The 22,598-nt window shown below is 65.0% G+C and carries 15 protein-coding genes and 1 tRNA gene; 1 reads left to right on the top strand and 15 read right to left on the bottom strand.

The window, feature by feature from the left end:
- Positions 1-3 precede the first annotated feature (3 nt).
- The 5 genes from bla to ACSQ3S_RS13120 form a co-directional block, all read right to left on the bottom strand.
- Positions 4-849, bottom strand: a complete 846-nt coding sequence (gene bla, locus ACSQ3S_RS13140; protein ID WP_436142635.1) for a subclass B3 metallo-beta-lactamase — start codon at positions 847-849, stop codon at positions 4-6.
- Positions 850-983: 134 nt separating this feature from the next.
- A complete protein-coding gene (locus ACSQ3S_RS13135) occupies positions 984-1,244 on the bottom strand; it encodes a formate dehydrogenase subunit delta (RefSeq protein ID WP_176653987.1) in 261 nt (86 codons plus the stop codon).
- Between the two features lie 12 nt (positions 1,245-1,256).
- Complete coding sequence (gene fdhF / locus ACSQ3S_RS13130; protein WP_436145019.1) at positions 1,257-4,058, bottom strand: formate dehydrogenase subunit alpha; 2,802 nt, start codon at positions 4,056-4,058, stop codon at positions 1,257-1,259.
- Between the two features lie 67 nt (positions 4,059-4,125).
- Positions 4,126-5,691, bottom strand: a complete 1,566-nt coding sequence (locus ACSQ3S_RS13125) for a formate dehydrogenase beta subunit (protein WP_436142634.1) — start codon at positions 5,689-5,691, stop codon at positions 4,126-4,128.
- Entirely contained in the window at positions 5,688-6,173 is a 486-nt protein-coding gene (locus ACSQ3S_RS13120) for a formate dehydrogenase subunit gamma (RefSeq protein WP_436142633.1), read from the bottom strand. The genes ACSQ3S_RS13125 and ACSQ3S_RS13120 overlap by 4 nt, the downstream gene beginning before the upstream one ends.
- Positions 6,174-6,307: 134 nt before the next feature.
- Between ACSQ3S_RS13120 and ACSQ3S_RS13115 the strand changes: the two genes are divergently transcribed.
- Positions 6,308-7,372 (top strand): substrate-binding domain-containing protein, encoded by a 1,065-nt coding sequence (locus tag ACSQ3S_RS13115; RefSeq protein ID WP_176653983.1) that lies wholly within the window; start codon positions 6,308-6,310, stop codon positions 7,370-7,372.
- A 91-nt stretch (positions 7,373-7,463) separates the two neighbouring features.
- On the opposite strand, the gene ACSQ3S_RS13110 is transcribed toward ACSQ3S_RS13115, so the two are convergent.
- The 10 genes from ACSQ3S_RS13110 to cysS form a co-directional block, all read right to left on the bottom strand.
- On the bottom strand, positions 7,464-10,478 hold the full coding sequence (locus ACSQ3S_RS13110; RefSeq protein WP_436142632.1) for a glycosyl hydrolase family 28-related protein: 3,015 nt from the start codon (positions 10,476-10,478) through the stop codon (positions 7,464-7,466).
- 19 nt (positions 10,479-10,497) lie between these two features.
- Entirely contained in the window at positions 10,498-11,805 is a 1,308-nt protein-coding gene (locus ACSQ3S_RS13105; protein WP_176653982.1) for a GntT/GntP/DsdX family permease, read from the bottom strand.
- Between the two features lie 13 nt (positions 11,806-11,818).
- Positions 11,819-14,761: a TonB-dependent receptor domain-containing protein gene (locus ACSQ3S_RS13100; protein WP_436142631.1), complete on the bottom strand. Its 2,943-nt coding sequence runs from the start codon at positions 14,759-14,761 to the stop codon at positions 11,819-11,821.
- A 233-nt stretch (positions 14,762-14,994) separates the two neighbouring features.
- A complete protein-coding gene (locus ACSQ3S_RS13095; RefSeq protein ID WP_353402539.1) occupies positions 14,995-15,915 on the bottom strand; it encodes an alpha/beta hydrolase in 921 nt (306 codons plus the stop codon).
- Positions 15,916-16,266: 351 nt separating this feature from the next.
- Positions 16,267-16,359 (bottom strand) — tRNA-Ser (locus tag ACSQ3S_RS13090).
- 114 nt (positions 16,360-16,473) lie between these two features.
- Positions 16,474-17,721, bottom strand: coding sequence for an aspartate kinase (locus ACSQ3S_RS13085; protein WP_353402509.1), 1,248 nt, complete (start codon positions 17,719-17,721; stop codon positions 16,474-16,476).
- 143 nt (positions 17,722-17,864) lie between these two features.
- Complete coding sequence (gene tilS / locus ACSQ3S_RS13080; protein WP_436142630.1) at positions 17,865-19,271, bottom strand: tRNA lysidine(34) synthetase TilS; 1,407 nt, start codon at positions 19,269-19,271, stop codon at positions 17,865-17,867.
- A gap of 62 nt (positions 19,272-19,333) precedes the next feature.
- Positions 19,334-20,308 carry an acetyl-CoA carboxylase carboxyltransferase subunit alpha gene (locus tag ACSQ3S_RS13075; protein WP_176653975.1) on the bottom strand — a complete coding sequence of 325 codons (975 nt, stop codon included), beginning with the start codon at positions 20,306-20,308 and terminating at the stop codon, positions 19,334-19,336.
- A 75-nt stretch (positions 20,309-20,383) separates the two neighbouring features.
- Positions 20,384-21,043, bottom strand: coding sequence for a DNA-3-methyladenine glycosylase family protein (locus ACSQ3S_RS13070; protein WP_176653974.1), 660 nt, complete (start codon positions 21,041-21,043; stop codon positions 20,384-20,386).
- Positions 21,043-22,434 (bottom strand): cysteine--tRNA ligase, encoded by a 1,392-nt coding sequence (cysS, locus tag ACSQ3S_RS13065; RefSeq protein WP_176653973.1) that lies wholly within the window; start codon positions 22,432-22,434, stop codon positions 21,043-21,045. Before cysS ends, ACSQ3S_RS13070 begins: the two co-directional genes overlap by 1 nt.
- Between the last annotated feature and the right edge of the window lie 164 nt (positions 22,435-22,598).

Below are 22,598 nucleotides of genomic sequence, written 5' to 3'. Positions count from 1 at the left end.
CGATCATTTGCCGGCCTCCTCCGCCAGACGCAGATTGAGCTTGTCGCGCGATTGCTTGACGTAGGCCTTGCAACCTTCGCCACCGTCCAGCAAGGGGTGCGGCTTGCCGCTTTTGAGTTTGTCCCACATGCCCGTGAAGTCCGGATGTCCGGAAACGACGATGTCGCACGACACTTGCTCCAGCGCGGCGTAGCTTTGTTCATATTGCTTCTGCACGAGCGGGTGACCATTGAATTTGTAACCGTCGCTGGCCACCGGGTTGATGCTGTCGGCAAACACGATGCTGGCACAGCTGCCCCGCTCGCAGGAGCGCCACGTCCAGCTGGTGCCGCCCGCCGTATGGCCCGGCGTGTACAGCGCCGTCATGGCCAGCGGTCCAAGCCTGACCACTTCGCCGTCGCGCACCGTGCGCACCTTGCTCACCTTGGGATATGGGGTGTTCCCTTCGAACTGGGGATCGTCTTCGTCCATGCTGCCCCGCTTCAGCGCGGCCGCCGTTGAAGGACTGGCCACCACCGCCGCTCCCGTCAGGCGTTGCAGTTCGGCGATGCCGCCGGCGTGATCCCAGTGATCATGCGAGCTCAGTATCAGTTTGACATCCCGCAGCCGGAAGCCCAGCTTGCGGATGCCGGCGGCGATCAGCGGCGCCGAATCGGGCAACCCGCCGTCGATCAGGATATGGCCCTGCGGCGACGTCACCAGCACGGAGCTGAGGCCGGCCATGCCGACGTAATAGCTGTTGCCGTAGATCTGAAATGGGTCGACCGGTTTGTTCCAGTCGTCGAAAGTGTGGGCGTTCGCCACAGCGGCCAGACAGCACAGCGCGCTCGCCAGACAGGTTTTGATCATGGATGAGTGTACGGAAGGATGAAAAAAGGCCAAGGTATTGTACCTCGATCAAGATCCTTTTATCCGACACTAACAATCTGCTGACCAGGCCATCATCGAAACGGACGACGTGACGCAGCAGAACACGCAGACGCCTAGCCCTCCGCGTGCGCCGTCAGCCTGAGCGGCGGCGGCGTCAGGCGCTTGATGTTGGCCTGGATCGACGCCAGCACGGCAGGGTCCAGGCCTTCGCCCTGATGCTCGGCGACGTGCGCCAGCAGCTTGTGGCGCATCAGCGGCGCCCAGAAGCGCTGCAGATGGTTGGCGATCTCGGTGCTGGCCTCCTCCTTGTCCGGATAGGACGCGAAGAAGGAGCCGATCTGGTTGGCCATGGTGACCAGGTGATGTATGTTCATAGTCGTCTCTCCTTATGCCGGCTGGGCCGCGGCCGCATCCTTGAGCGCCATCTGCTCTTCGTGGAAGCGCGCAAATTCCTGCTGCCAGTCGGACTGCTGCTGCACCGGCATCACCTGCACCGCCGTGACCTTGTATTCCGGGCAGTTGGTGGCCCAGTCCGAATTCTCGGTGGTGATCACGTTGGCGCCAGATTCCGGGAAGTGGAAGGTGGTGTAGACCACGCCCGGCTGCATGCGCTCCGTCACCAGCGCGCGCAGCACGGTCTCGCCGGCGCGGCTCTGGATGCCGACCCACTGGTCGTCCTTGATGCCCCGTTCCTCGGCGTCGTGCGGATGGATCTCCAGCCGGTCCTCGGCATGCCACTTGACGTTCTCGGTGCGGCGCGTCTGCGCCCCGACGTTGTACTGCGACAGGATGCGGCCGGTGGTCAGGATCAGCGGATACATGCGCGTGACCTTCTCGTCGGTCGGCACGTACTGCGTAATGATGAAGCGCCCCTTGCCGCGCACGAAATGGTCGATGTGCATGGTCGGCGTGCCTTCCGGCGCGGCGTCGTTGCACGGCCACTGGATGCTGCCCAGCTTTTCTAGCTTGGCGTAGCTGACGCCGCTGAAGGTCGGCGTCAGGCGCGCGATTTCGTCCATGATCTCCGACGGGTGCTTGTAGTTCATCGGATAGCCCAGGCGGTTCGACAGCTGCACCGTCACTTCCCAGTCGGCGTAGCCGGCCTTCGGCGCCATCACCTTGCGTACGCGCGAGATGCGGCGCTCGGCGTTGGTGAAGGTGCCGTCCTTTTCCAGGAACGAGGAACCCGGCAGCAGCACGTGGGCGTACTTGGCGGTCTCGTTGAGGAAGATGTCCTGCACCACGATGCACTCCATCGCCTCCATCGCCGAGATCACGTGCTGGGTGTTCGGGTCCGACTGCACGATGTCCTCGCCCTGGCAATACAGGCCCTTGAAGCTGCCGTCCAGCGCCGCTTCGAACATGTTCGGGATGCGCAGGCCGGGTTCGGCCTGCAGCTCGACGCCCCATGCGGCCTCGAACTGCATGCGCACGGTGGTGTCGGAGACGTGGCGGTAGCCCGGCAGCTCGTGCGGGAAGGAGCCGATGTCGCACGAACCCTGCACGTTGTTCTGGCCGCGCAGCGGATTGACGCCGACGCCTTCGCGGCCGACGTTACCGGTGGCCATGGCCAGGTTGGCGATGCCCATCACGGTGGTCGAACCTTGCGCATGCTCGGTCACGCCCAGGCCGTAGAAGATGGCGCCGTTGCCGCCGGTGGCGAACAGCCGCGCGGCGCCGCGCACCTGCTCGGCCGGCACGCCGGTCACCGATTCCATCGCTTCCGGCGAGTTCGATTCCTGCGCCACGAAGTCGCGCCACTGGTTGAACGCGCGGTCTTCGCAGCGCTCGGCGATGAACTGCTCGGCCAGCAGGCCTTCGGTGACGATCACGTGGGCCAGCGAGCTGACCATCGCGACGTTGGTGCCGGGACGCAGCTGCAGGTGGTATTGCGAGCGGATGTGCGGCGACTTGACCAGGTCGATGCGGCGCGGATCGATGACGATCAGCTTCGCGCCCTGGCGGATGCGGCGCTTCATGCGCGAGGCGAACACCGGGTGGCCGTCGGTCGGATTGGCGCCGATCACCATGATGACGTCGGACTTGGCCACCGAGGCGAAGGTCTGCGTGCCGGCCGATTCGCCCAGCGTCTGTTTCAGGCCGTAGCCGGTCGGCGAATGGCACACGCGGGCGCAGGTGTCGACGTTGTTGTTGCCGAACGCGGCGCGCACCAGCTTCTGTACCAGGTAGCCTTCCTCGTTGGTGCAGCGCGAGGAGACGATGCCGCCGATCGAATCCTGGCCATACTTGGCCTGGATGCGCTTGAATTCGGACGCCGCGTAGTCGAGCGCCTCGTCCCACGACACTTCCTTCCACGGGTCGGTGATCTTCGAACGTATCATCGGTTTCAGGATGCGGTCCTTGTGGGTCGCATAGCCCCAGGCGAAGCGGCCCTTGACGCAGGCGTGGCCTTCGTTGGCCTTGCCGTTTTTGGTCGGCACCATGCGCACCACCTCGCTGCCCTTCATCTCGGCATCGAGCGAACAACCGACGCCGCAATAGGCGCAAGTGGTGGTGACCTTGTGTTCGGCCTGGCCCATCCAGATCACCGATTTTTCCTGCAGGGTGGCGGTCGGGCAGGCCTCGACGCAGGCGCCGCAGGAAACGCATTCCGATTCCATGAACGATTCGCTCTGACCTGCCGAGACGCGCGACTCGAAGCCGCGGCCGGAAATGGTCAGCGCGAACGTGCCCTGGGTTTCCTCGCAGGCGCGCACGCAACGGTTGCAGACGATGCACTTGGACGAGTCGAAGGTGAAGTAGGGATTCGATTCATCCTTCTTCAGCTTCAGGTGGTTGGCGCCTTCGTAACCGTAGCGCACTTCGCGCAGGCCGGTCACGCCGGCCATGTCCTGCAGTTCGCAATTGCCGTTGGCCGGGCAGGTCAGGCAGTCCAGCGGGTGGTCGGAGATGTACAACTCCATCACGCCCTTGCGCAGTTCCTGCAGCTTGGACGTCTGCGTGCGCACCACCATGCCCTCCTCCACCGGCGTGGTGCAGGAGGCGGGATAGCCGCGACGGCCCTCGATCTCGACCAGGCACAAACGGCAGGAGCCGAACGGTTCCAGGCTGTCGGTGGCGCACAGCTTGGGGATGTTGGTGCCGCTTTCGGCGGCCGCGCGCATCACCGAGGTGCCGGCGGCGACCGTCACACGCTCGCCGTCGATGGTCAGCGTGACGAACTCCATGTTCGGGTTCAGCGGCGGCGGGGTGCCCAGGTCGCGGGCGATGATGGTTTCGATCATTCTAATTCTCCTAGGCGGCGCGCTGGTCGTCAGCGACCTGGCCGAAATCTTGCGGGAAGTGGTTCAGGGCCGACAGCACGGGGTACGGCGTCATGCCGCCCATCGCGCACAGCGAGCCATGCAGCATGGTGTCGCACAGTTCGCGCAGCAGGATGACCTGGCGCGGACGTTCGCCGTCGACGTTGGCGGTGATCTTGTCGATCACTTCGACGCCGCGGGTGGAGCCGATGCGGCACGGCGTGCATTTGCCGCACGATTCGACCGCGCAGAATTCCATCGCGTAGCGCGCCAGCTTGCTCATGTCGGCGCTGTCGTCGTGCACCACGATGCCGCCGTGGCCCAGCACCGCCCACAGCGAGGCAAACGCCTCGTAGTCGAGCGGCGTGTCCCACTGCGACTCGGGCAGGTAGGCGCCCAGCGGACCGCCGACCTGCACCGCCTTGATCGGCCGGCCGGAGGCGCTGCCGCCGCCGTATTCGTACAGGATGTCGCGCAGGGTGACGCCGAAGGCCAGTTCGATCAGACCGCCCTGCTTGATGTTACCGGCCAGCTGCACCGGCAAGGTGCCGCGCGAACGGCCCATGCCGTAGTTCTGGTAATAGGCCGCGCCCTTGTCGAGGATCAGCGGCACGGCCGCCAGCGACAGCACGTTGTTGATCACGGTCGGCAGGCCGAACAGGCCGGACAGCGCTGGCAGCGGCGGCTTGGCGCGCACCACGCCGCGCTTGCCCTCGATGGATTCGAGCAGCGCGGTTTCCTCGCCGCAGATGTAGGCGCCGGCGCCCTTGCGCACTTCCAGGTCGAAGCCGCGCCCCGAGCCGAGAATGTTCGCGCCCAGGAAGCCGGCCTTGACGGCGCTGGCGATGGCGTGGTTCAGGTTGGCGATCGCGTGCGGGTATTCGCTGCGCACGTAGATGTAGCCTTTGTTGGCGCCCACGGCCAGGCCGGCGATGGTCATGCCTTCGATCAGCATGAAGGGATCGCCTTCCATCACGATGCGGTCGGCGAAGGTGCCGGAGTCGCCTTCGTCGGCGTTGCAGACGATGTACTTCTGGCTGCCGGCCGCTTTCAGCACGGTGTTCCACTTGATCCCGGTCGGGAAGGCGGCGCCGCCACGGCCGCGCAGGCCGGACGCCGTCACGGCGGCGACGATGGCGGACGGCTCCATCGCCAGCGCGTTGCGCAAGCCTTTGTAGCCGTCATGCGCTTCGTAGTCGGCCAGCGACAGCGGATCGGTGACGCCGGCGCGGGCGAAGGTCAGGCGGCTTTGCTTGGCCAGGTAGGGAATCTGTTCGACCAGGCCCAGTGCCAGCGGATGGCTGCTTTGACCGAGATGGAAGCCGGCGTCGAACAGCGCGACGACATCGGCCGCGTCGACCGGGCCGTAGCCGATGCGGCCGGCCGTCGTGTCGACTTCCACCAGCGACTCCAGCCACAGCAGGCCGCGCGTGCCGTTGCGCACGATGTCGAGCTCGACGCCGCGCCGCGCCGCTTCGGCGGCGATGGCGGCCGCCACGTCGTCGGCGCCCAGCGCCAGCGCGGTCGAGTCGCCTGGAATGTAGATGCGGATGCTCATGCTGCCTCCTTGACCTTGGCCAGCAGTGCATCGAAGCGGGTCAGCGTGACGCGCGCGTGCAGGGCTTCGTTGATCATCAGCGACGGCGCGGTGGCGCACTGCCCCAGGCAGTAGACCGGCTCCAGCGCGAATTGGCCGTCATGGCTATGCGCGTGCAGCTTGCAGCCCAGCGCCTGTTCGGCATGGGCCAGCAGCGCGTCGCCGCCCATGCTCTGGCACGCCTCGGCGCGGCAGATCTGCACCACCTGCCGCGCCGGCGGCGAAGTGCGGAAATAATGGTAGAAGGTGATCACGCCATGCACTTCGGCGCGCGACAGGTTGAACGCCGACGCGATGTCGACCACCCTGTCGGGCGGGATATAGCCGATAGCATCCTGGATCGCGTGCAAGACCGGCAGCAGCTGGTCTTGCGCGCCGCTGCTGGCCGCGAGGATGGCGTTTGCCTGGGCGACCTCGTCGGCCTGGGGTGTACGCTGCTGCATGGTGCTCTCCGTTCTTTTTAATGTTTGCCGTCCGCCGATATATGTTCTGCATAACATATATCTCGGTTAATATTCATGCATGACGCTAGGCTAGCACTGTAAAAACAACGGCGCAATATGAAGGATTTTGCATAATGTTCAAAGTCGAGATACAGCCGGACTGGATCCTGCGGCAGCCCGATGGCCGCACGGTGGCGCTGCCGGTGCTGCTTAATTTACTGGCGTCGGTGCGCAACCTGGGCAGCATCAGCCAGGCCGCGACGGCATGCGGCATTTCCTACCGCCATGCGTGGGGGCTGCTGCGCGAGTTCAACGAACAATTCGGCGCCGAACTGGTGGTCAAGTCGCGCGGACAAGGCACGGTGCTGTCGCCGCTGGCGGACAAGCTGATCTGGGCCGACAAACGCATCAGCGCCCGCCTGACGCCCCTGCTGGACAGCCTGGCGTCGGAACTGCAGCAGGAGCTGGCCAGCCTGCTGGCCGAGCGTCCGCCGACATTGCGCCTGACCGCCTCGCACGGCTTTGCGGTGGCGGCGCTGGTCAAGCAGCTGGAGCAGCAAGGGGTGATGGTCGACCTGCAGTACCGCAGCAGCACCGAGGCGGTGGCGGCGCTGGCGCGCGGCGAATGCGACCTGGCCGGCTTCCACCTGCCGGTCGGCGAGCTGGAGACGGCGGCGGCGGCCAAGTATCTGCCTTGGCTCGATCCCGGGCGCCACATGCTGATCCACCTGGCCTACCGCATGCAGGGCATCTTCGCCGCGCGGGGCAATCCCAAGGATATCCGCGCGCTGGACGATCTGGCCCGTCCCGACATCCGCTTCGTCAATCGCCAGCGCGGCTCCGGCACCCGGCTGCTGCTGGAGTTGCTGCTGGCCGGCAAGGGGATCACGCCGGAAGCCATCCACGGTTTCGACAGCGCCGAGTTTACGCACGCCGCCGTGGCGGCCTACGTCGCCAGCAACATGGCCGACGCCAGCTTCGGCGTGGAAACCGCCGCGCGCCGCTTCGACCTCGATTTCGTGCCGGTGATACGGGAGCGCTACTTCTTCGCCTGCGCGCGCGAGGCGCCGGCCGAACCGCTGATGGCGGCCGCGCTGGCGGTGATGGAAAGCGCCGAGTTCAAGAGCACGCTGGCCGGACTGCCCGGCTATGACGGCGCGCTGAGCGGCCAGCGGCTGGAGTTGCAGTCATTGTTCTGAGAACAACGAATCCGCGATAAACCAAAAAAAAAGCCGCTGCGCCTTGCGGCGAGCGGCGAACGGCCTGGGGAGGCCGGGAGAACTACACAGTTCAAATCCGCGTCGAGTACAGCGCGTGATGTGTCAGGATGAACAGCGTGCGGCGGTCCGGACCGCCGAAGATCAGCTGCAGCGGACGCGCAGGCACGTCGATCCGCCCGCTCTGCTTGCCGTCCGCGCCATAGATGAAGACCTGGCCGTTGGCCACGTACACCTTGCCTTCCGGCCCCACCGCCACGCTTTCGCCGCCGCGATCGGCAACTTGCTTGAGGTCGGTGATCGCGCCGCCCTCACCCACCAGGCCTCTGAACGTGAGGTTGCGCGAGCTGTTGGCGAACACCACGCGCTGGCCAGGCTGCGCGTAGACGAAGCCGTGGGTGTCGAGCGTGTCCGACCAGCGGTAACCGAGGTGGTCGAGCGAACCATGGCGGGTGACCCGGAACGCCGGCAGCACCAGGCTGCCGTCGGGCGACACGTATTCGCGCGTCTTCGCCACCGCCGCGTCGCGGGCGAACATTTCGGCCAGCGTGGTGAACTCGTAGGTGTCGAGATTCAGCTGGTCCTGGAATTCGCCGTTGGACCAGTAGTTGACCGGCAGCGCGACGCGGGTGTTGGCGTGGACAGCGCGCGGCGTGGGCTTGATGAACGAGACCGGCGCTCCCGGCACGCCAGGCTTGAGCGCGTACACGCTGCCCTCCTTGCCGCTGGAGGACAGCACCATCAGGTTGTCGCTGCCGTCCACCGCCAGGTTGACCGGATCGAGCGCGAAGTCGCTCACCGTCTTCAGCCCTTCGCCCTGGGCGTAGCTGAAGATGCGCTGGAAGTGGCGGTCGATGAAGTACAGCCTGCCCTTCGAATCCACGGCGGCGCCGGCGATCGAGTAGAAGCCGTCTTCCAGCTTGTCCACTTTGGCCGCCGACTGCGCGGCTGGCGCTGCGCCCGGCTTGCCGCTGTAGTCGAGCACCGCGAACATGCGTTCGCGAACTTCGAGCCGGTTGGTCACGTCCGTGATCGCGTTTTCGTACGGGTACTTGGAGGCGCGCACGTCGGCGATGCAGCCCTGCTCGTCGCAGGTGGGGAAGCCGCTCTCGCCGTTGACGGCGAGGTTGCGGAAACGGATGTCGCTCGAATTGGTGAGCTTGACGGCGGTCGGCGCCGGCTTCATCGAACGGGTCACGCGGTAGGCGTGGTAGTTGGCCAGCAGGATGTGCTTCGAGTTGCGGATGTCGAGCGACACCGAGTCGGCGCCGTCGCGCACCTCTTCCTCGGTCTGCGGCGCGTAGAAGGACCAGTTCTCGACGCCGTCCAGCACTATCTCATTGCGGACGTGGTGTTCGGCCGAGAGCTCGTACACGCGGCCCGGCGTCTTGGTGTTGGTCACATGGAAAGCGGCCTGCGCATGGCCGGCCGGCGACCAGACGCCGGTGAAGGTGCCGCCGCCGCCGTCCGTCACCCAGATGCTAGGGTACTGGCGATCCCACCAGGTCGAGGTGTCGAACCGGTCGTTCTTCTTGTACGGATCGGTCGGCGAGCCATAGCCCCACTGGATGCGGATGTCGTCCACCAGCGAATGTTCGCCGGCGCGCCACAGCAGCGCCACCGCGCGCGGATTGACTTCGCCGGTGGCCAGGCCGAGCCCGGTCACGACGGCGTCGCCGCCGCGCGCGCTCTCGAGCAGCGCCTTGGGCGTGTCGGCGCCCTGGTACAGCGGCGAACCGTTCGGCAGCACCAGCCGGGTCAGCCCCGGATGCAGGGCGATCAGCACCGTGTCCGGCTTCAGGCGGATGGTGTCGTTGACCGCATAAAAGCCCAGCGGCAGGTAGACCACGCGGCGGCTGTCGACCGCCTTCTGGATCGCGGCCGTGTCGTCGGTGACGCCGTCGCCCTTGGCGCCGAAGCTGCGCACGCTGGCCCAGTCGCCGGTCGGCGGCAGCGCGCGCAGCACCCGGGCGGTGTCGCTCTTGGCCGGCAGCGCCGTGGTGCGGTAGTTGGTGTCGAACTGGCCGGGCTCGCCCAGGCCCGGCAGCTTCAGGCCGTGGTTGAATTCGGCGACCTGGTAGTCGCGCCCCTTCCCTTCGAGCTGCTTGCCGCTGTCGCGGAAGCGCGCGAAGACCGGCACATTGCGCGCGCTGACCCGCTCGAAGCCGACCTGGGTATAGACATTGTTCTCGTTGCTGATGACGAGGGCCGCCTTGGACACGTTCTCGAAGCGCACGTCATGGCCCCACAGCCAGTCGCCGTAGCCGCGGTCGATCTCGATGCCGACCGGCGTGTTGCGGATCTCGGTGTTGGCCAGCGTCAGCCCGGCTTCGTGTTCGCGGATGGCGGCGTCGCGCTGGCCGTCGAAGGTCGAGTCCAGCAAGGTGAACTGCCAGGCCGGCGAGGTCTTCTCGGCCAGGATGCCGTAGCGGCCGCCGAAGAAGCGCAGGTTGTAGGCGATATTGCCGACCTGGTAGACGCCGGCCAGGCCCGAGCCCATGTGGAAGTCGATGTGCGACAGGTTCGAGTGCTGGGCCGTGTGCATGCGCACGCCGCTGGCGGCGGGATTGCCGTCGCCGACCTCGAAGTCGACGTTCGACAGCACCGAATAGAAGGTCGAGGAGTTGGCGTCGCGCACGGCCTTCCCCGGCGCCGTGCTGAACGGCACCGCGCTCGGCACCGGCATCGCCACCGCGCCGATATTGTAGGTGTCGGTGCCGGTGAAGATCACCATGTTGGCCACGCCCTTCTGGAAGCCCGGCGTGTTCGCGCCCAGCACCAGCACCGGCCGGGTCTTGCCGACGCCGTAGACGCGCACCGCGATCGGAATCAGGATGCTGCGGCTGACGCGGTAGCGGCCCGGCGGCAGGAACACCACGCCGCCCGCGCCCTTGTTGGCCGCGCTGTCGATCGCCTGCTGCAGGGCGTCGCTGTCGTCGGCGACGCCGTCGCCCTTGGCGTGCACCACCACGGCGCGCGGGTCGTCCGGCATGCTCTGGTAGGCGGAAATGGAAGCCGGCGCGGCCGCAGCGTGGGCAGCATGGGCGGCCAGCATCAGCGCCGATACTAGGATGGATCGGTGTGTCAAATGAGTCTCCTTGATTGTTCTAAACGAACAGTGACAACAGCAGGACGAAAACGATGCCGAAGCTGCCGACCAGCGTTTCCATCATCGTCCATGAGCGGAAGGTGTCCTTCAACGACAGGCCGAAATATTCCTTGAACATCCAGAAGGCGGAATCGTTCACGTGGCTGAACATCAGGCTGCCGGCGCCGACGGCCAGCACCATCAGGTTGGGATTGACGCCCGACGATTCCACCAGCGGCCCGACCACGCCGGCAGCGGTCACGCCGGCGACGGTGGCAGAACCGAGGCAGACGCGGATTAGCGTCGCCACCGCCCAGCCCAGCAGCAGCGGCGGCACCGGCAGGCTGGCCAGCTGGGCGCCGAGCTGGGCGCTGACGCCGGACTCGGTCATCACCTGCTTCAGGCCGCCCGCGCCGGCGATGATCAGCAGGATGGGCGCGATCTCGCGCAGCGCTTCCTGGGCCGAGCCCATCACCTGCGGCAGCGTCTGGCCACGGCCGAGGCCGAGCGTGTAGATGGCCACCGCGTACGACGCCAGCATCACCACCGTGGGGTTGGAGAAGAACGCCAGCGGCTGGGTCAGTTCGGGACGCAGCAAGGTGGTCAGGGTCAGCGCGCCCAGCAACGCCACCGGCAGCAGCGCCGTGAAGAAGCTGGCGAAGGTGCCCGGCAGTTCGTGATCGGGCTTCGGTTCGGCGTTGAAAATCGCCGCCGGCTGGGCACGGATGTTCTTCAGCGTCATGGCGAAGACCGGGCCGGCGATGATCAGCGTCGGAATCGCCACCAGCAAGCCGTACAGCAGCGTCTTGCCCATGTCCGCGTGCACCGCCGCCACCAGCGCGGTGGGCGACGGGTGCGGCGGCAGGAAGCCGTGGGCGATCGACAGGCCGGCCAGCAAGGGCATGCCGAGCGCCACCGCCGGCCGGCCCGACTGGAACACCAGCGAGAAGATCAGCGGGACCATCAGCACGAAGCCGACGTTGTAGTACAGCGGCATGCCGACCACGAAGCCGGTGACGGTCATGGCGACCGGCATCCGGTGCGGGCCCAGCGTGTCGATCAGGCTGACGGCGATGCGCCGGGCGGCGCCGCTGTCGGCGATCAGCTTGCCGAACACGGCACCCAGGCAGATGACCACCACCAGCGAACCGAGCAAATCGCCGATGCCCTTCTCGATGGCGCCGGGAATCTTCGCCAGCGGCATGCCCAGCATCAGGGCGGCGACCATGGCTGCCACCACGAACGCCAGGAGCGGTTGAACCTTGCCCCAGGCGATCATGATGGTCAGCAGGCCGACCGCCAGCAGTACGGAAAATAAACTCCACACGGCTGGCGCCCCCTTAGAAGTTCATGCGGACACCGACGCGGTAGGTACGGCCGACCGAGTCATAGACCGCAGGATTGAGGCCGAGGCTCAGATTGGTCTGCGGCACCATCACCGGCGCGCGGTCCGCCAGGTTGTCGACCTTGAAGTAGCCCGTCACCTGTTTCGAGAAGCTGTAGTTGCCGCCAAGGTCGACATACACCGCGCCCGGCATGTGGTTGTCGAAGATGGTCGGATGCGCCGCGGTCGGCAGCGGGCAGTTGGTCCGGCACTCGATGTATTCATTGTTGAATACGCCGGCGCCTATCCAGCGCTCGCTCAGGGTCAGGCCCAGCTTGCCGGCCATCAGCCCATCCCACGACTGCGACACCAGCCCCTTCCACTTCGGCGTGGGGCCGGTCATCGCGCCGGCGCCTTCGATCGGCGTCGTGCCCGGCACGCCCGGATCGGAGATCGAGTGGATCATCCGCGACGCCAGGCCGCGCAGCGTGACGGTGCCGGGCAGGCCGAAGTCGCCCATGTTCTTGCGGTAAGCCATCTCGAAGTCGACGCCGCGCGTATGCAGCGAGGCGAAGTTGAAGCTCTGCGCCAGCACATAGTTGGTGCCCGCCGGCCCGTTGATCGAGACCGCCGAGCAGACCGCCTGGTTGCCGCCGTAGCACAGGTCGACCTCCTGCTGAGGATTCAGCGAGCTGATCACGTTCTGCACCTTGATGTCGTAGTAGTCGACCGAGAAGTTGAAGTTGCGCGCCCAGCTCGGCTGGCTCAGCACCAGGCCGAAGGAATTGTTGCGCGCGTCTTCGGTCTTGAGCGCCGGGTTGCCGACGTTGCGCTGCTGGATCTGGACCGACGAACCCTGGCTGTTGTTGACCGCCTGGTTGGTGACCGTCATCGCGGCGTACAGCTCCGACAGGTTGGGCGCGCGCACGTCCTTCGAGCTGACCGCGCGCAGGCGCAGGCCGTCGACCGGGGTCTGCCAGGTGGCGCCCAGCTTCCAGGCGCGGGCCTTGCCGGCCGTGCTGTATTTCTCCTCGCGGTCGGCGATGTTCAGGTTGGCCTCGCCCAGGGTGGCCGACTTCAGGAACGGGATGTTGAATTCGACATAGGCTTCCTTGACGTTGAACGCGCCCTTGCCGTTGTGGTAGTTGCCCGCGAACCAGTTGTCGCCGGTGACGGACAAGGTCGGATCGGCCGGATAGTTGGGGCTGTAAGGCGACTCGACCGCCACGCCGGCGCCGTAAGGGTCGCCGAACACCGAGTAGTCCTCGCGGCGCCATTCGGCGCCGAACGCCACCGAGATCGGGCCGGCCCAACCCTGTGCCAGCTCGCCATTGATGTTAGCGCTAACAACATTTTGCGTCGAATCCGTGTGCTGCATTGGGCCGTTGACCGGTGCGATGTAATTCCATCCCGCCATGTTGATCGGGACATTGCCGAAGATGTTGATCGGCTGGCAGCCGGCGGCGCGGGCGGTGGCGCTGCGGCAGACGATCTGGCCGGTGGCCGGGTCCTTGACCGCGTCGATGGCGAAGTTGTAGCGCGGATTGAGCGTGATGTCCTTCACCTGGATCACGGTCTTGTTCTCGCCGTGCTCGGCATACGCATCGTACGACCATTCCTTGCCGAACATCGTAAACTTGCCGTCGGCGCCGACCACCACGCGGCGCTGGGTGCGCGTCGGATGCACGTTGATGTTGGACGGGAACTCGGCGTTCGCGGTGCCGACCGACATGGCGCCGGTGGGGTAGCCGGAAGCGCAACCGGCGGCGACCGAAGCCGGCAGGTAGGCGTTGTCGCAACGGATGGACAGGTTGCCCTGCTTGGCCGCGCCCGGATTCGGCGAGAATACGGAGGTGACCTGCGCCCAGTTGCCGGTGACGTAGATTTCATTGTCCGCATCGAGGTCCCACGACACGCGGCTGTAAGCGACTTCGCGCTTGAAGTTCATCGCCAGGTTGGTGCCGGCGCCGACGCTGCCGTCACGGTCGCCGCCGATGCAGAAGTTGCCGACGCAATCGGTGCCGTACTGGAACGCGTAAGGCGTGCCGCCGGGGCCGAACGCCGTGCCTTTCAGCGGGCCGTTGGTGATCAGGCCGTATTTGGCGTACTGGATGTGCTGGGCGTTGATGATGCTCTTGAAGCGCGGCGCGCCGGCGGCCTGCATATCCTTGGTCGATTCCTGCAGGGCCGGATTGTTGTACCAGTCGCGGCCGCCCGCGCCCACCTGGCCGAAGCCTGGCGAATCGATGCCGTTTTGCTTGGTGAATTCGCCGCTGACGGTCACGTGCAGGCGGTCGTCCATGAAGCCCTTGCCCCAGGCGGCCTGCAGCGTGCCGCTCTTGTCGTCGTGGTACTGGGTCTCGCCGCCGGCCACGTTGGCCTTGAAGCCGTTGAATTTCTTGTCGGTGATGAAGTTGACCACGCCGCCGATCGCATCCGAACCGTAGGACGCCGAGGCGCCGCCGGTGACCACGTCGACGCGCTTGACCAGCAGTTGGGGGAATTGGCTGACGTCGGTCACGCCGGTGACGTTGGCGCCGACCACGCGCTGGCCGTCGAGCAGGGTCAGGGTGCGCAGCGTGCCCAGGCCGCGCAGGCTCAGCGAGCTCAGGCCCTGGATGCCGCTGGAGGTGCTGAAGGTGTTGGTGGTGCGGCCGGTGCTGCCCTGCAGCGCCGGCAGTTCGATCAGCGATTCGAAAATATTCGGTTTGGCCGCCTTGTCGAGGTCGGCGGACGACAGGCTCGTGGTGGGCGTCGGCTGCGAGAAGCCGCGCGCGGCGATGCGCGAACCGGACACGACGACGGTTTTCACCTCCTCGGGTTCCGGCGCGGCCGGGGTGGCGCCGGCCGGTTTAACCGCGTCGGCCGCTACTTGCTGGGCGTGGCCGGGCATCGACAGGATGCCGCAGGCGCTAGCCACTGCAAGGTTGATCATGGTGCGCTGAAATGGTGTTTTCATGGTTATCTCCTCTTATTTTAATGAGCGGCTTCGTCCTGTGGGAGCCGGTGCGACTGTGCTTCTGAACTGCTTTTTTTGTGTGAATTCCCTCCGCGGCAATGTTAGCGTTACCAAATCATCTCACCGAATTGCGTTTTTAAGGTTGCCGTTTAGCCACAGGTGGCCATTTTGATCGAGAATTACGGTGCCGTCGTGCTGCTAGCGCTAACAGTTTTAATTGAGATAGTCATCCGCTAGCGCTTGGGCTGGAGGTAGCCGTGCATGCCCAGCCAGCGCACATAGCCGTCGAACCATCCGGTGCTGGTGGTGGTCTTGGGATACATGCCGAAACCGTGGCCTCCCTGCTCGAACAGGTGGAACTCCACCGGGCGCTTGGCGCCGCGCCAGCTGTCGATCAGGCCGTAGCCGCCGTTGCCGAAAAACGGATCGTCCGCCGCCAGCGCGACAAACAACGGCGGCGCGTCCGCCGGCACGGTCACCGCCGACAGCGGACCGTAGATGTTGCCGATGAAGGCCGGCTTGGCATCCTGTCCGTACAGCGCGGTCGACATGGTCAGCATGGCGCCGGCCGAGAAGCCGAGCATGCCGACGCGGTCGGCGTCGACATGCCACTCCTTGGCGCGGGCGCGGACCAGGGCAAAGGCGGCGCGGGCGTCGGCGACCTGCGGCGCATAGGCGGTGGCTGGATCCTGCGGCGCGGGCGGCCGCTTCGCCGTTGCGGAGAACATTTCCGCCATCGAGCGTTCGAAGCCGGCCATGTCCTGCGGGGTCTGGTTCAAACGGTATTTCAGCACGAAGGCCGCCACGCCCTTCCCGGCCAGCGCCTGGGCCACCTGCCATCCTTCGTTTTCCATCGACAGCGTGCGGAAACCGCCGCCCGGCGCAACGATCACCGCGGCGCCGGTGGCCTTGGCGGCGGACGGCAGGAACGGCGTCAGCGTGGCGACCGTGACGTTGCGGGCGAACACGCTGTTGTATTGACGGTGCCAGGCTTCCGGCGCGGTCGCGCCGGGCAGTGTTCCCGTGTCCAGAGTGATCGCGGCCGGTTGCGCCGGCGTGGCGATCGGCGTCATCTTGTCGTTCTGCGCCAGCGCGGATCCGGCACCCATGTGCATCAGCGACAGCGCAAGCGCCGCAAGGCCAAATTTCTTCATCGTGTCTCCTGGTTTTTTAGTGTCTGTGTGCCCCGGTTTCAGGGTCGTATTTTTTTAATGTTAGTCACAATGGTAGAGGGCAACAAAATGGTTGCGGTAACATTTTTGACCAACCATGGGAATGTACTGCTTAAATTTCCGACAAGCTAATAACTTTTTTTTTGAATTCGATATCGGAACCGATATCGGAACCGGTCGCGCGCGCACGGCGCGCGGGGCTGGCGCGTTGCGCCAGCAGTTGGGCGATTCGGATAGCCTCGCGCCCTTTAGGGCGCTACGTCTTCGAATCCCACCGTCTCCGTCCGAACAAAAAAAATGGACTCCCGCAGGGGAGTCCATTTTTCTTTGTTCTGGCGGAGACGGTGGGATTCGAACCCACGATACAGGTATAAGCCGTATGCATCCTTAGCAGGGATGTGCCTTCGGCCACTCGGCCACGTCTCCTAGTCGATCGCTCAACTATGTCTTTTCTACCAAACTGCGCTAGAGCAGACGACCGTCATAGTATAGACCGTGACCACATTGGTCAAGGCTAGCCGACGATTTTTTTCGAAAAAATTACGCCTTCTCCAACTCGAACGCCTTGTGCAGCGCGCGCACGGCCAGTTCCATGTATTTTTCATCGATCAGCACCGAAATCTTGATCTCCGAGGTGGAGATCATCATGATGTTGATGCCCTCTTCCGACAGGGTGCGGAACATCTGCGAGGCCACGCCCACGTGCGAGCGCATGCCCACGCCGACCACCGAGATCTTCGAGACCTTGGCGTCGCCGGTGATGCTGGCGGCGCCCAGTTCGGCCTTGGTGCTGTTCAGCACGTCGATCGCGCGCTGGTAGTCGTTGCGCGACACGGTGAAGGTGAAGTCCGTTTTACCGTCGACCGACTGATTCTGTATGATCATGTCGACTTCGATGTTGGCGTCGGCCACCGGGCCGAGGATGTGGTAGGCCACGCCTGGACGGTCGGGCACGCCCAGCACGGTGATTTTGGCCTCATCGCGGTTAAACGCGATACCGGAGATGACTGCTTGTTCCATGTGTGTATCTTCCTCAAACGAAATCAGGGTGCCCGAGTTGGCTTCTTCTTCCAGGTCCAGCATAGGGTCGGTCAGCGACGACAGTACGCGGGTCGGCACGCGGTAGTTGCCGGCGAATTCCACCGAACGGGTCTGCAGCACTTTCGAGCCCAGCGATGCCAGTTCCAGCATTTCCTCGAAGGTGATCGCCTTCAGCCGGCGCGCTTCGGAAACGACGCGCGGATCGGTCGTGTACACGCCGTCTACGTCGGTGAAGATCAGGCATTCGTCGGCCTTCATCGCGGCGGCGATCGCCACGGCGGAAGTGTCCGAACCGCCGCGGCCGAGGGTCGAGATGTTGCCGCCCTCGTCCACGCCCTGGAAGCCGGTGATGATGACGATCTTGCCGTCGTCAAGGTCGCGGTTGACTTTTTCGTTGTCGATCGACTGGATACGAGCTTTGGTGAACGCGGAATCGGTTTTAATCGCGACTTGCCAGCCGGCGTAGGAGACGGCTTTCTTGCCGATCGCCAGCAGCGCCATCGACAGCAGGCCGACCGACACTTGCTCGCCGGTCGAGGCGATCATGTCCAGCTCGCGTGGGTCCGGCTGGGCCTGGATTTCCTTGGCCAGGGCGATCAGGCGATTGGTTTCGCCCGACATTGCCGAGGGGACGACGACGATGCGGTGCCCGGCGTCATGCCACTTGGCGACACGCCGCGCCACGTTCTTGATACGGTCCGTCGAACCCATCGACGTACCGCCGTATTTGTGCACGATTAAAGCCATAACAGTGAGTTTTCCGCTCAAATAAAGGTAAATGGAACCCTTAACTCTACATGCCGCACTGCAAAATAACAAGTCAAAAAGCTCATAAAGTCATACCGTATAGGCATATCTACATACAAAATTCGGCAAATCGGCCCAATTGTCTATACCGCTTGCCAACGCAAACGCATGCGCCCCGCCCCGCCGGCCAGCTGCGTGCAGTCCATGCCGATGCCGGCGGCGAACAGCAGCTGCTTCGGCGTGCTGACCACCGGCAGCCGGCCGCGCTCCCAGGCGGGGATGTCCAGCGCCTGGTAATGATACTTGAGTCCGCGTGTCGGGCGGTTGTGGGCGGGCTTGAGCCGCTCGCCGCCCTTGCGGAACTCGATCATCAACTGCTGGGCGCGCAGCCAGTCGGGGTCCAGGCCGTCCTCGCCCTCGCCTGCGGGGTCGAAGTGCAGCACGCCGCCGTAGGCCGGAAACGCCATCTCGGCCTCGCCATTCCATTGGAACGAGGTGCCGGGGGATTTGTCGAACTCGTCTTCGCGCGTGCCTTCCAGATCTGCCAGCTTCGGCGTCAGGTGCAGGCGGTCGCGGTGGCGGCGGACGTGGCAGTCCGGGTGCGTGACCAGCAGTTGGGCGTCGTAGCGGGCCTCTAGCAGCTGGACCTGCATCTCGGCCAGCCAGGCCGCGCTCGGCATGCGCAGGTTGCGGGTGCCGAACCAGTAGCGCAGCAGGTTGGCGCTGCGGTCGGTGCTGAGCGTGCGCAGCTTGCCGATGTCGAGACAGTCGCCGTCCAGGCACAGGGCCAGGTCCTGCCGGGCCAGCTCGGTCAGCAGGCGCTGGGCGGACTGGGCGTGCTGGGCGCTGCGGGCGAAGCGCTCCTGGAAGCCGGGAAAGGCGTCGGCCAGCACCGGCATCACCTTGTGGCGCAGCGCGTTGCGGGCGAAGCGCGAATCGTCGTTGGATTCGTCGTGGATGTGGCTGATGCCGTGCCCGGCAACGTAGGCGTCGAGCTGCTTGCGCGAGACCGGCAGCAGCGGGCGCGCCATCACCAGGGCCGGGTTGGCCAGCAGTTCGGGCGCGGCGTTGGCGGCGTCCATGCCGGACAGGCCGGCCGTGCCGGAGCCGCGCAGCAGTTGCAGCAGCACGGTTTCGGCCTGGTCGTCGAGGTGGTGCGCGGTCAGCAGCAGCTTGACGCCGTGTTCGGCGCACAGCGCGCCTAGCGCGGCGTAGCGGGCCTTGCGGGCGGCCGCCTCGGTGCCGGACTTTTGCTTGTCCGCCAGCTGGACGCGGCGCGCTTCGAAGGTGACGCCCAGCGCGGCACTGGCCTGCTCGCAGTGCGCCAGCCAGGCGTCGGCGTTCGGGCTGATGCCGTGGTGGATGTGGAAGGCGTACAAGGCCACGCCATGCGCTTGCGCGTAGGCATGCGCCAGGTGCAGCAGCGCCGACGAGTCGAGGCCGCCGCTGAGGGCCACGGCCATGCGCGGCGCGGTTGCGCCCGGCGACAAAGCTGCGGCGACGGCCTGCTCAAAGGTCGAGGACAAGGTCGGAATCTGTTGCTTCTTCAATTGCTGCTCCAAAATGCAAACCGGGGGCAAGCGCCCCCGGTCGGTGTACACGCGCGGCGGGATTACTCCTGCGGCGTGGTTTCTTTGAACTTACCGTAGCTCATCAGCTTCTCGTGACGGGCTTCCAGCAAGTCCTTGGTCTTCATGCCGTGGAACTGGCGCAGCGAATCGGCCAGCGCCCGCTTCAGCAGCGTGGCCATCTGTTTCGGATCGCGGTGGGCGCCGCCCAGCGGCTCGGTGACGATCTTGTCGATCAGGCCCATGGCCTTCAGGCGGTGCGCGGTCAGGCCCAGCGCTTCGGCCGCGTCGGCGGCACGCTCGGAAGTCTTCCACAGGATCGATGCGCAGCCTTCCGGCGAGATCACCGAATAGGTCGAGTATTGCAGCATCAGCACCGCGTCGCCGACGGCGATCGCCAGCGCGCCGCCGGAGCCGCCTTCGCCGATGATGGTGGCGATCAGCGGCACTTTCAGTTCCGCCATCACGTACAGATTGTGGCCGATCGCTTCCGACTGGCCGCGCTCTTCCGCGTCGATGCCCGGGAACGCGCCCGGCGTGTCGACGAAGGTGAACACCGGAATGCCGAACTTCTCGGCCAGCTTCATCAGGCGCATGGCCTTGCGATAGCCTTCAGGCTTCGGCATGCCGAAGTTGCGCATCGCGCGTTCCTTGGTGTCGCGGCCCTTTTGGTGGCCGATCACCATGCAAGCCTGGCCGTTGAAGCGGGCCAGGCCGCCGACCACCGACAGGTCGTCCGCGTAGGTGCGGTCGCCGTGCAGTTCGTGGAAGTCGGTGAAGATTTCGTTCACATAGTCCATCGTGTATGGACGCTGCGGGTGGCGCGCGATCTGCGCGACCTGCCAGGGGGTCAGCTTGGCGTAGATGTCCTTGGTCAGCTGCTGGCTCTTCTTGGCCAGGCGGTCGATCTCCTCAGAGATGTCGACAGCCGAATCGTCCTGGACGAAACGCAGTTCTTCGATTTTGCCGTCGAGTTCAGCAATGGGTTGCTCAAAATTGAGGAAAGTCGTTTTGGTCATTGTACCTCCGTGTTTATTCTCAGCCGAGCGGACAAAATGCGGACACAAAAATGCCTCGCACAGCGATTAGAGCATCTATTCTACAGCAACCGGGTCCAGGCTACGCCATAAGTACCATGTCGCCACCGTGCGCCAGGGCTCCCAGTTGGCCGAAACCTCGCGCGCATCGCTGCGGGAGACCGGTTCGCCGGAAAAATAATTCTGGCTGATGCCCTGGATCAGGCCGGGGTCGTCGAGCGGCAGTACATTGGGACGCAACAGATTAAATATCAAAAACATCTCGGCTGTCCAGCGGCCGATGCCGCGGATCTGCACCAGCTCGGCGATGACGGCTTCGTCATCCATCTGGTCCCACTGGCTGGTGTGGACGCGCTTGTTCTTGAAGTGGTCGGCCAGGTCGAGGATGTATTCGGTCTTGCGCTTGGACAGGCCGCAGGCCGCCAGTTGCTCGGCGCCGGCCTTGATGATCTGGGCCGGCGTGCATTTCGGGCTGACCAGCAGCAGCTTCTTCCAGGCGGCGTCGGCCACCTTGGTGGTCACCTGCTGGCCGACGATGGAACGCGCCAAGGTGGTAAACGGGTCGTCATGGCCGACCAGGTGCAGGTCGCCAAATTGCGGGATCAGCTTTTTCATGATGCGGTCACGCTTCATGAGCTCGATCTTGGCCTCTTCCCAGTACGGCGGAACGGCCGATAGCGGGCCGCCTGCGCCCTCGTTATCCTTGGCGGTGACCATTATGCGCGGCGCCAGTTCGTGGTGCCGTCAGGCTTGTCTTCGAGGATCACGCCGGCCGCCAGCAGGTCGGCGCGGATCTTGTCCGATTCGGCGAAGTTGCGCGCCTTCTTGGCTTCGATGCGCCTGGCGATCTGCTGCGCGATGGCGGCGTCGCCGGCGGCATCGGCCTCGCCGACGGCGGCCTGCAGGAATTGCTGCGGCGTGCGCCCCAGCAGGCCGATGACGTCGGCCAGGCCCTTGAGCTGGCGCGCCACGGCCGGCGCTTTCGATTTGTTCAGCTCGCTCACCAGATCGAACAGCACGGCCAGCGCGACCGGCGTGTTGAAGTCGTCGTCCATCGCCTCGGCAAAGCGCACCGCGTGGGCTTCTTTCCAGTCCAGCGCGGCGCCGTCGCCCTCCACGCCGTCCAGCGCGGTGTACAGGCGGGTCAGCGCGACGCGGGCATCGTCCAGGTGCGTGTCCGAGTAGTTCAGCGGGCTGCGGTAGTGGGCGCGCATGATGAAGAAGCGGATCACCTCGGCATCGTATTTCTTCAGCACGTCGCGGATGGTGAAGAAGTTGCCCAGCGATTTGGACATCTTTTCGTTATCGACGCGCACGAAGCCGTTGTGCACCCAGTAGTTGACCATCGTATGGCCGAACGCGCCTTCGGACTGCGCGATCTCGTTTTCGTGGTGCGGGAACTGCAGGTCCGCGCCGCCGCCGTGGATGTCGAAGTGTTCGCCCAGCAGCGCCGAGCACATCGCGGAGCACTCGATGTGCCAGCCCGGACGGCCCTTGCCCCACTTGGAATCCCACTTCACCTCGTCCGGCTCCGATTCCTTGGACGCCTTCCACAGCACGAAGTCCAGCGGATCGCGCTTGCCGGTGTTGACGTCGACGCGCTCGCCGGCGCGCAGGTCGTCCAGCGACTTGCCCGACAGCTTGCCGTAGTTGGGGAAGTTGCGCACCGCATAGTTGACGTCGCCGTCCTCGCCCTGGTAGGCCAGTTCCTTGGACTCCAGCGTCTCGATCAGCGCCAGCATCTGCGGCACGTATTCGGTGGCGCGCGGCACCAGCGTGGCCGGCAGGATGCCCAGCGCGCCGGTGTCCTCGTCCATATACCTGGTGAAGCGGGTGGTCAGCTGCGAGATGGTCTCGCCGTTTTCCACCGCGCGCTTGATGATCTTGTCGTCGATGTCGGTGATGTTGCGGGCATATGTGACCTGGTAGCCGGAGGCCATCAGCCAGCGGTACATGACGTCGAACGCCATCATCATGCGGGCGTGGCCGATGTGACAGTAGTCGTAGATGGTCATGCCGCAGACGTACATGCGGACTTTGCCGGCTTCGATCGGTACGAATGTCTGCTTGTCACGCGCCAGCGTGTTGTAAATCTTTAAATTGCTCATCGGACTCTTGCGTGTTTTTTATAAGCGGGTGCCCCGTCCCGGGCAATACAAGAACCGGGCGCGGCATTGTTGGGGCGCACCTGGCTTAGACTCGTATCACGTGGGGTCCGGCTGACACTCGGTAGTATTTCTTTCCACCCTCTAAGGGGTAGAATGAACAAGTA

This window comes from Duganella sp. LjRoot269 (assembly GCF_964254095.1).
GTDB classification, from domain to species: Bacteria; Pseudomonadota; Gammaproteobacteria; order Burkholderiales; family Burkholderiaceae_D; genus Rugamonas; species Rugamonas hordei.
Note: the sequence above shows the minus strand (reverse complement) of the source record. Positions and strands in the feature narration are given on the sequence as shown.

Bases quoted from the DNA above. Each gene is read 5' to 3' on its own strand.
- ACSQ3S_RS13095 (WP_353402539.1), bottom strand. From the start codon at position 15,915: ATGAAGAAATTTGGCCTTGCGGCGCTTGCGCTGTCGCTGATGCACATG.
- ACSQ3S_RS13115 (WP_176653983.1), top strand. From the start codon at position 6,308: ATGTTCAAAGTCGAGATACAGCCGGACTGGATCCTGCGGCAGCCCGAT.
- ACSQ3S_RS13100 (WP_436142631.1), bottom strand. From the start codon at position 14,761: ATGAAAACACCATTTCAGCGCACCATGATCAACCTTGCAGTGGCTAGC.
- cysS (WP_176653973.1), bottom strand. From the start codon at position 22,434: ATGAGCAATTTAAAGATTTACAACACGCTGGCGCGTGACAAGCAGACA.
- ACSQ3S_RS13070 (WP_176653974.1), bottom strand. From the start codon at position 21,043: ATGGTCACCGCCAAGGATAACGAGGGCGCAGGCGGCCCGCTATCGGCC.
- fdhF (WP_436145019.1), bottom strand. From the start codon at position 4,058: ATGGAGTTCGTCACGCTGACCATCGACGGCGAGCGTGTGACGGTCGCC.
- ACSQ3S_RS13135 (WP_176653987.1), bottom strand. From the start codon at position 1,244: ATGAACATACATCACCTGGTCACCATGGCCAACCAGATCGGCTCCTTC.
- ACSQ3S_RS13125 (WP_436142634.1), bottom strand. From the start codon at position 5,691: ATGAGCATCCGCATCTACATTCCAGGCGACTCGACCGCGCTGGCGCTG.
- ACSQ3S_RS13085 (WP_353402509.1), bottom strand. From the start codon at position 17,721: ATGGCTTTAATCGTGCACAAATACGGCGGTACGTCGATGGGTTCGACG.
- ACSQ3S_RS13120 (WP_436142633.1), bottom strand. From the start codon at position 6,173: ATGCAGCAGCGTACACCCCAGGCCGACGAGGTCGCCCAGGCAAACGCC.
- bla (WP_436142635.1), bottom strand. From the start codon at position 849: ATGATCAAAACCTGTCTGGCGAGCGCGCTGTGCTGTCTGGCCGCTGTG.
- ACSQ3S_RS13075 (WP_176653975.1), bottom strand. From the start codon at position 20,308: ATGACCAAAACGACTTTCCTCAATTTTGAGCAACCCATTGCTGAACTC.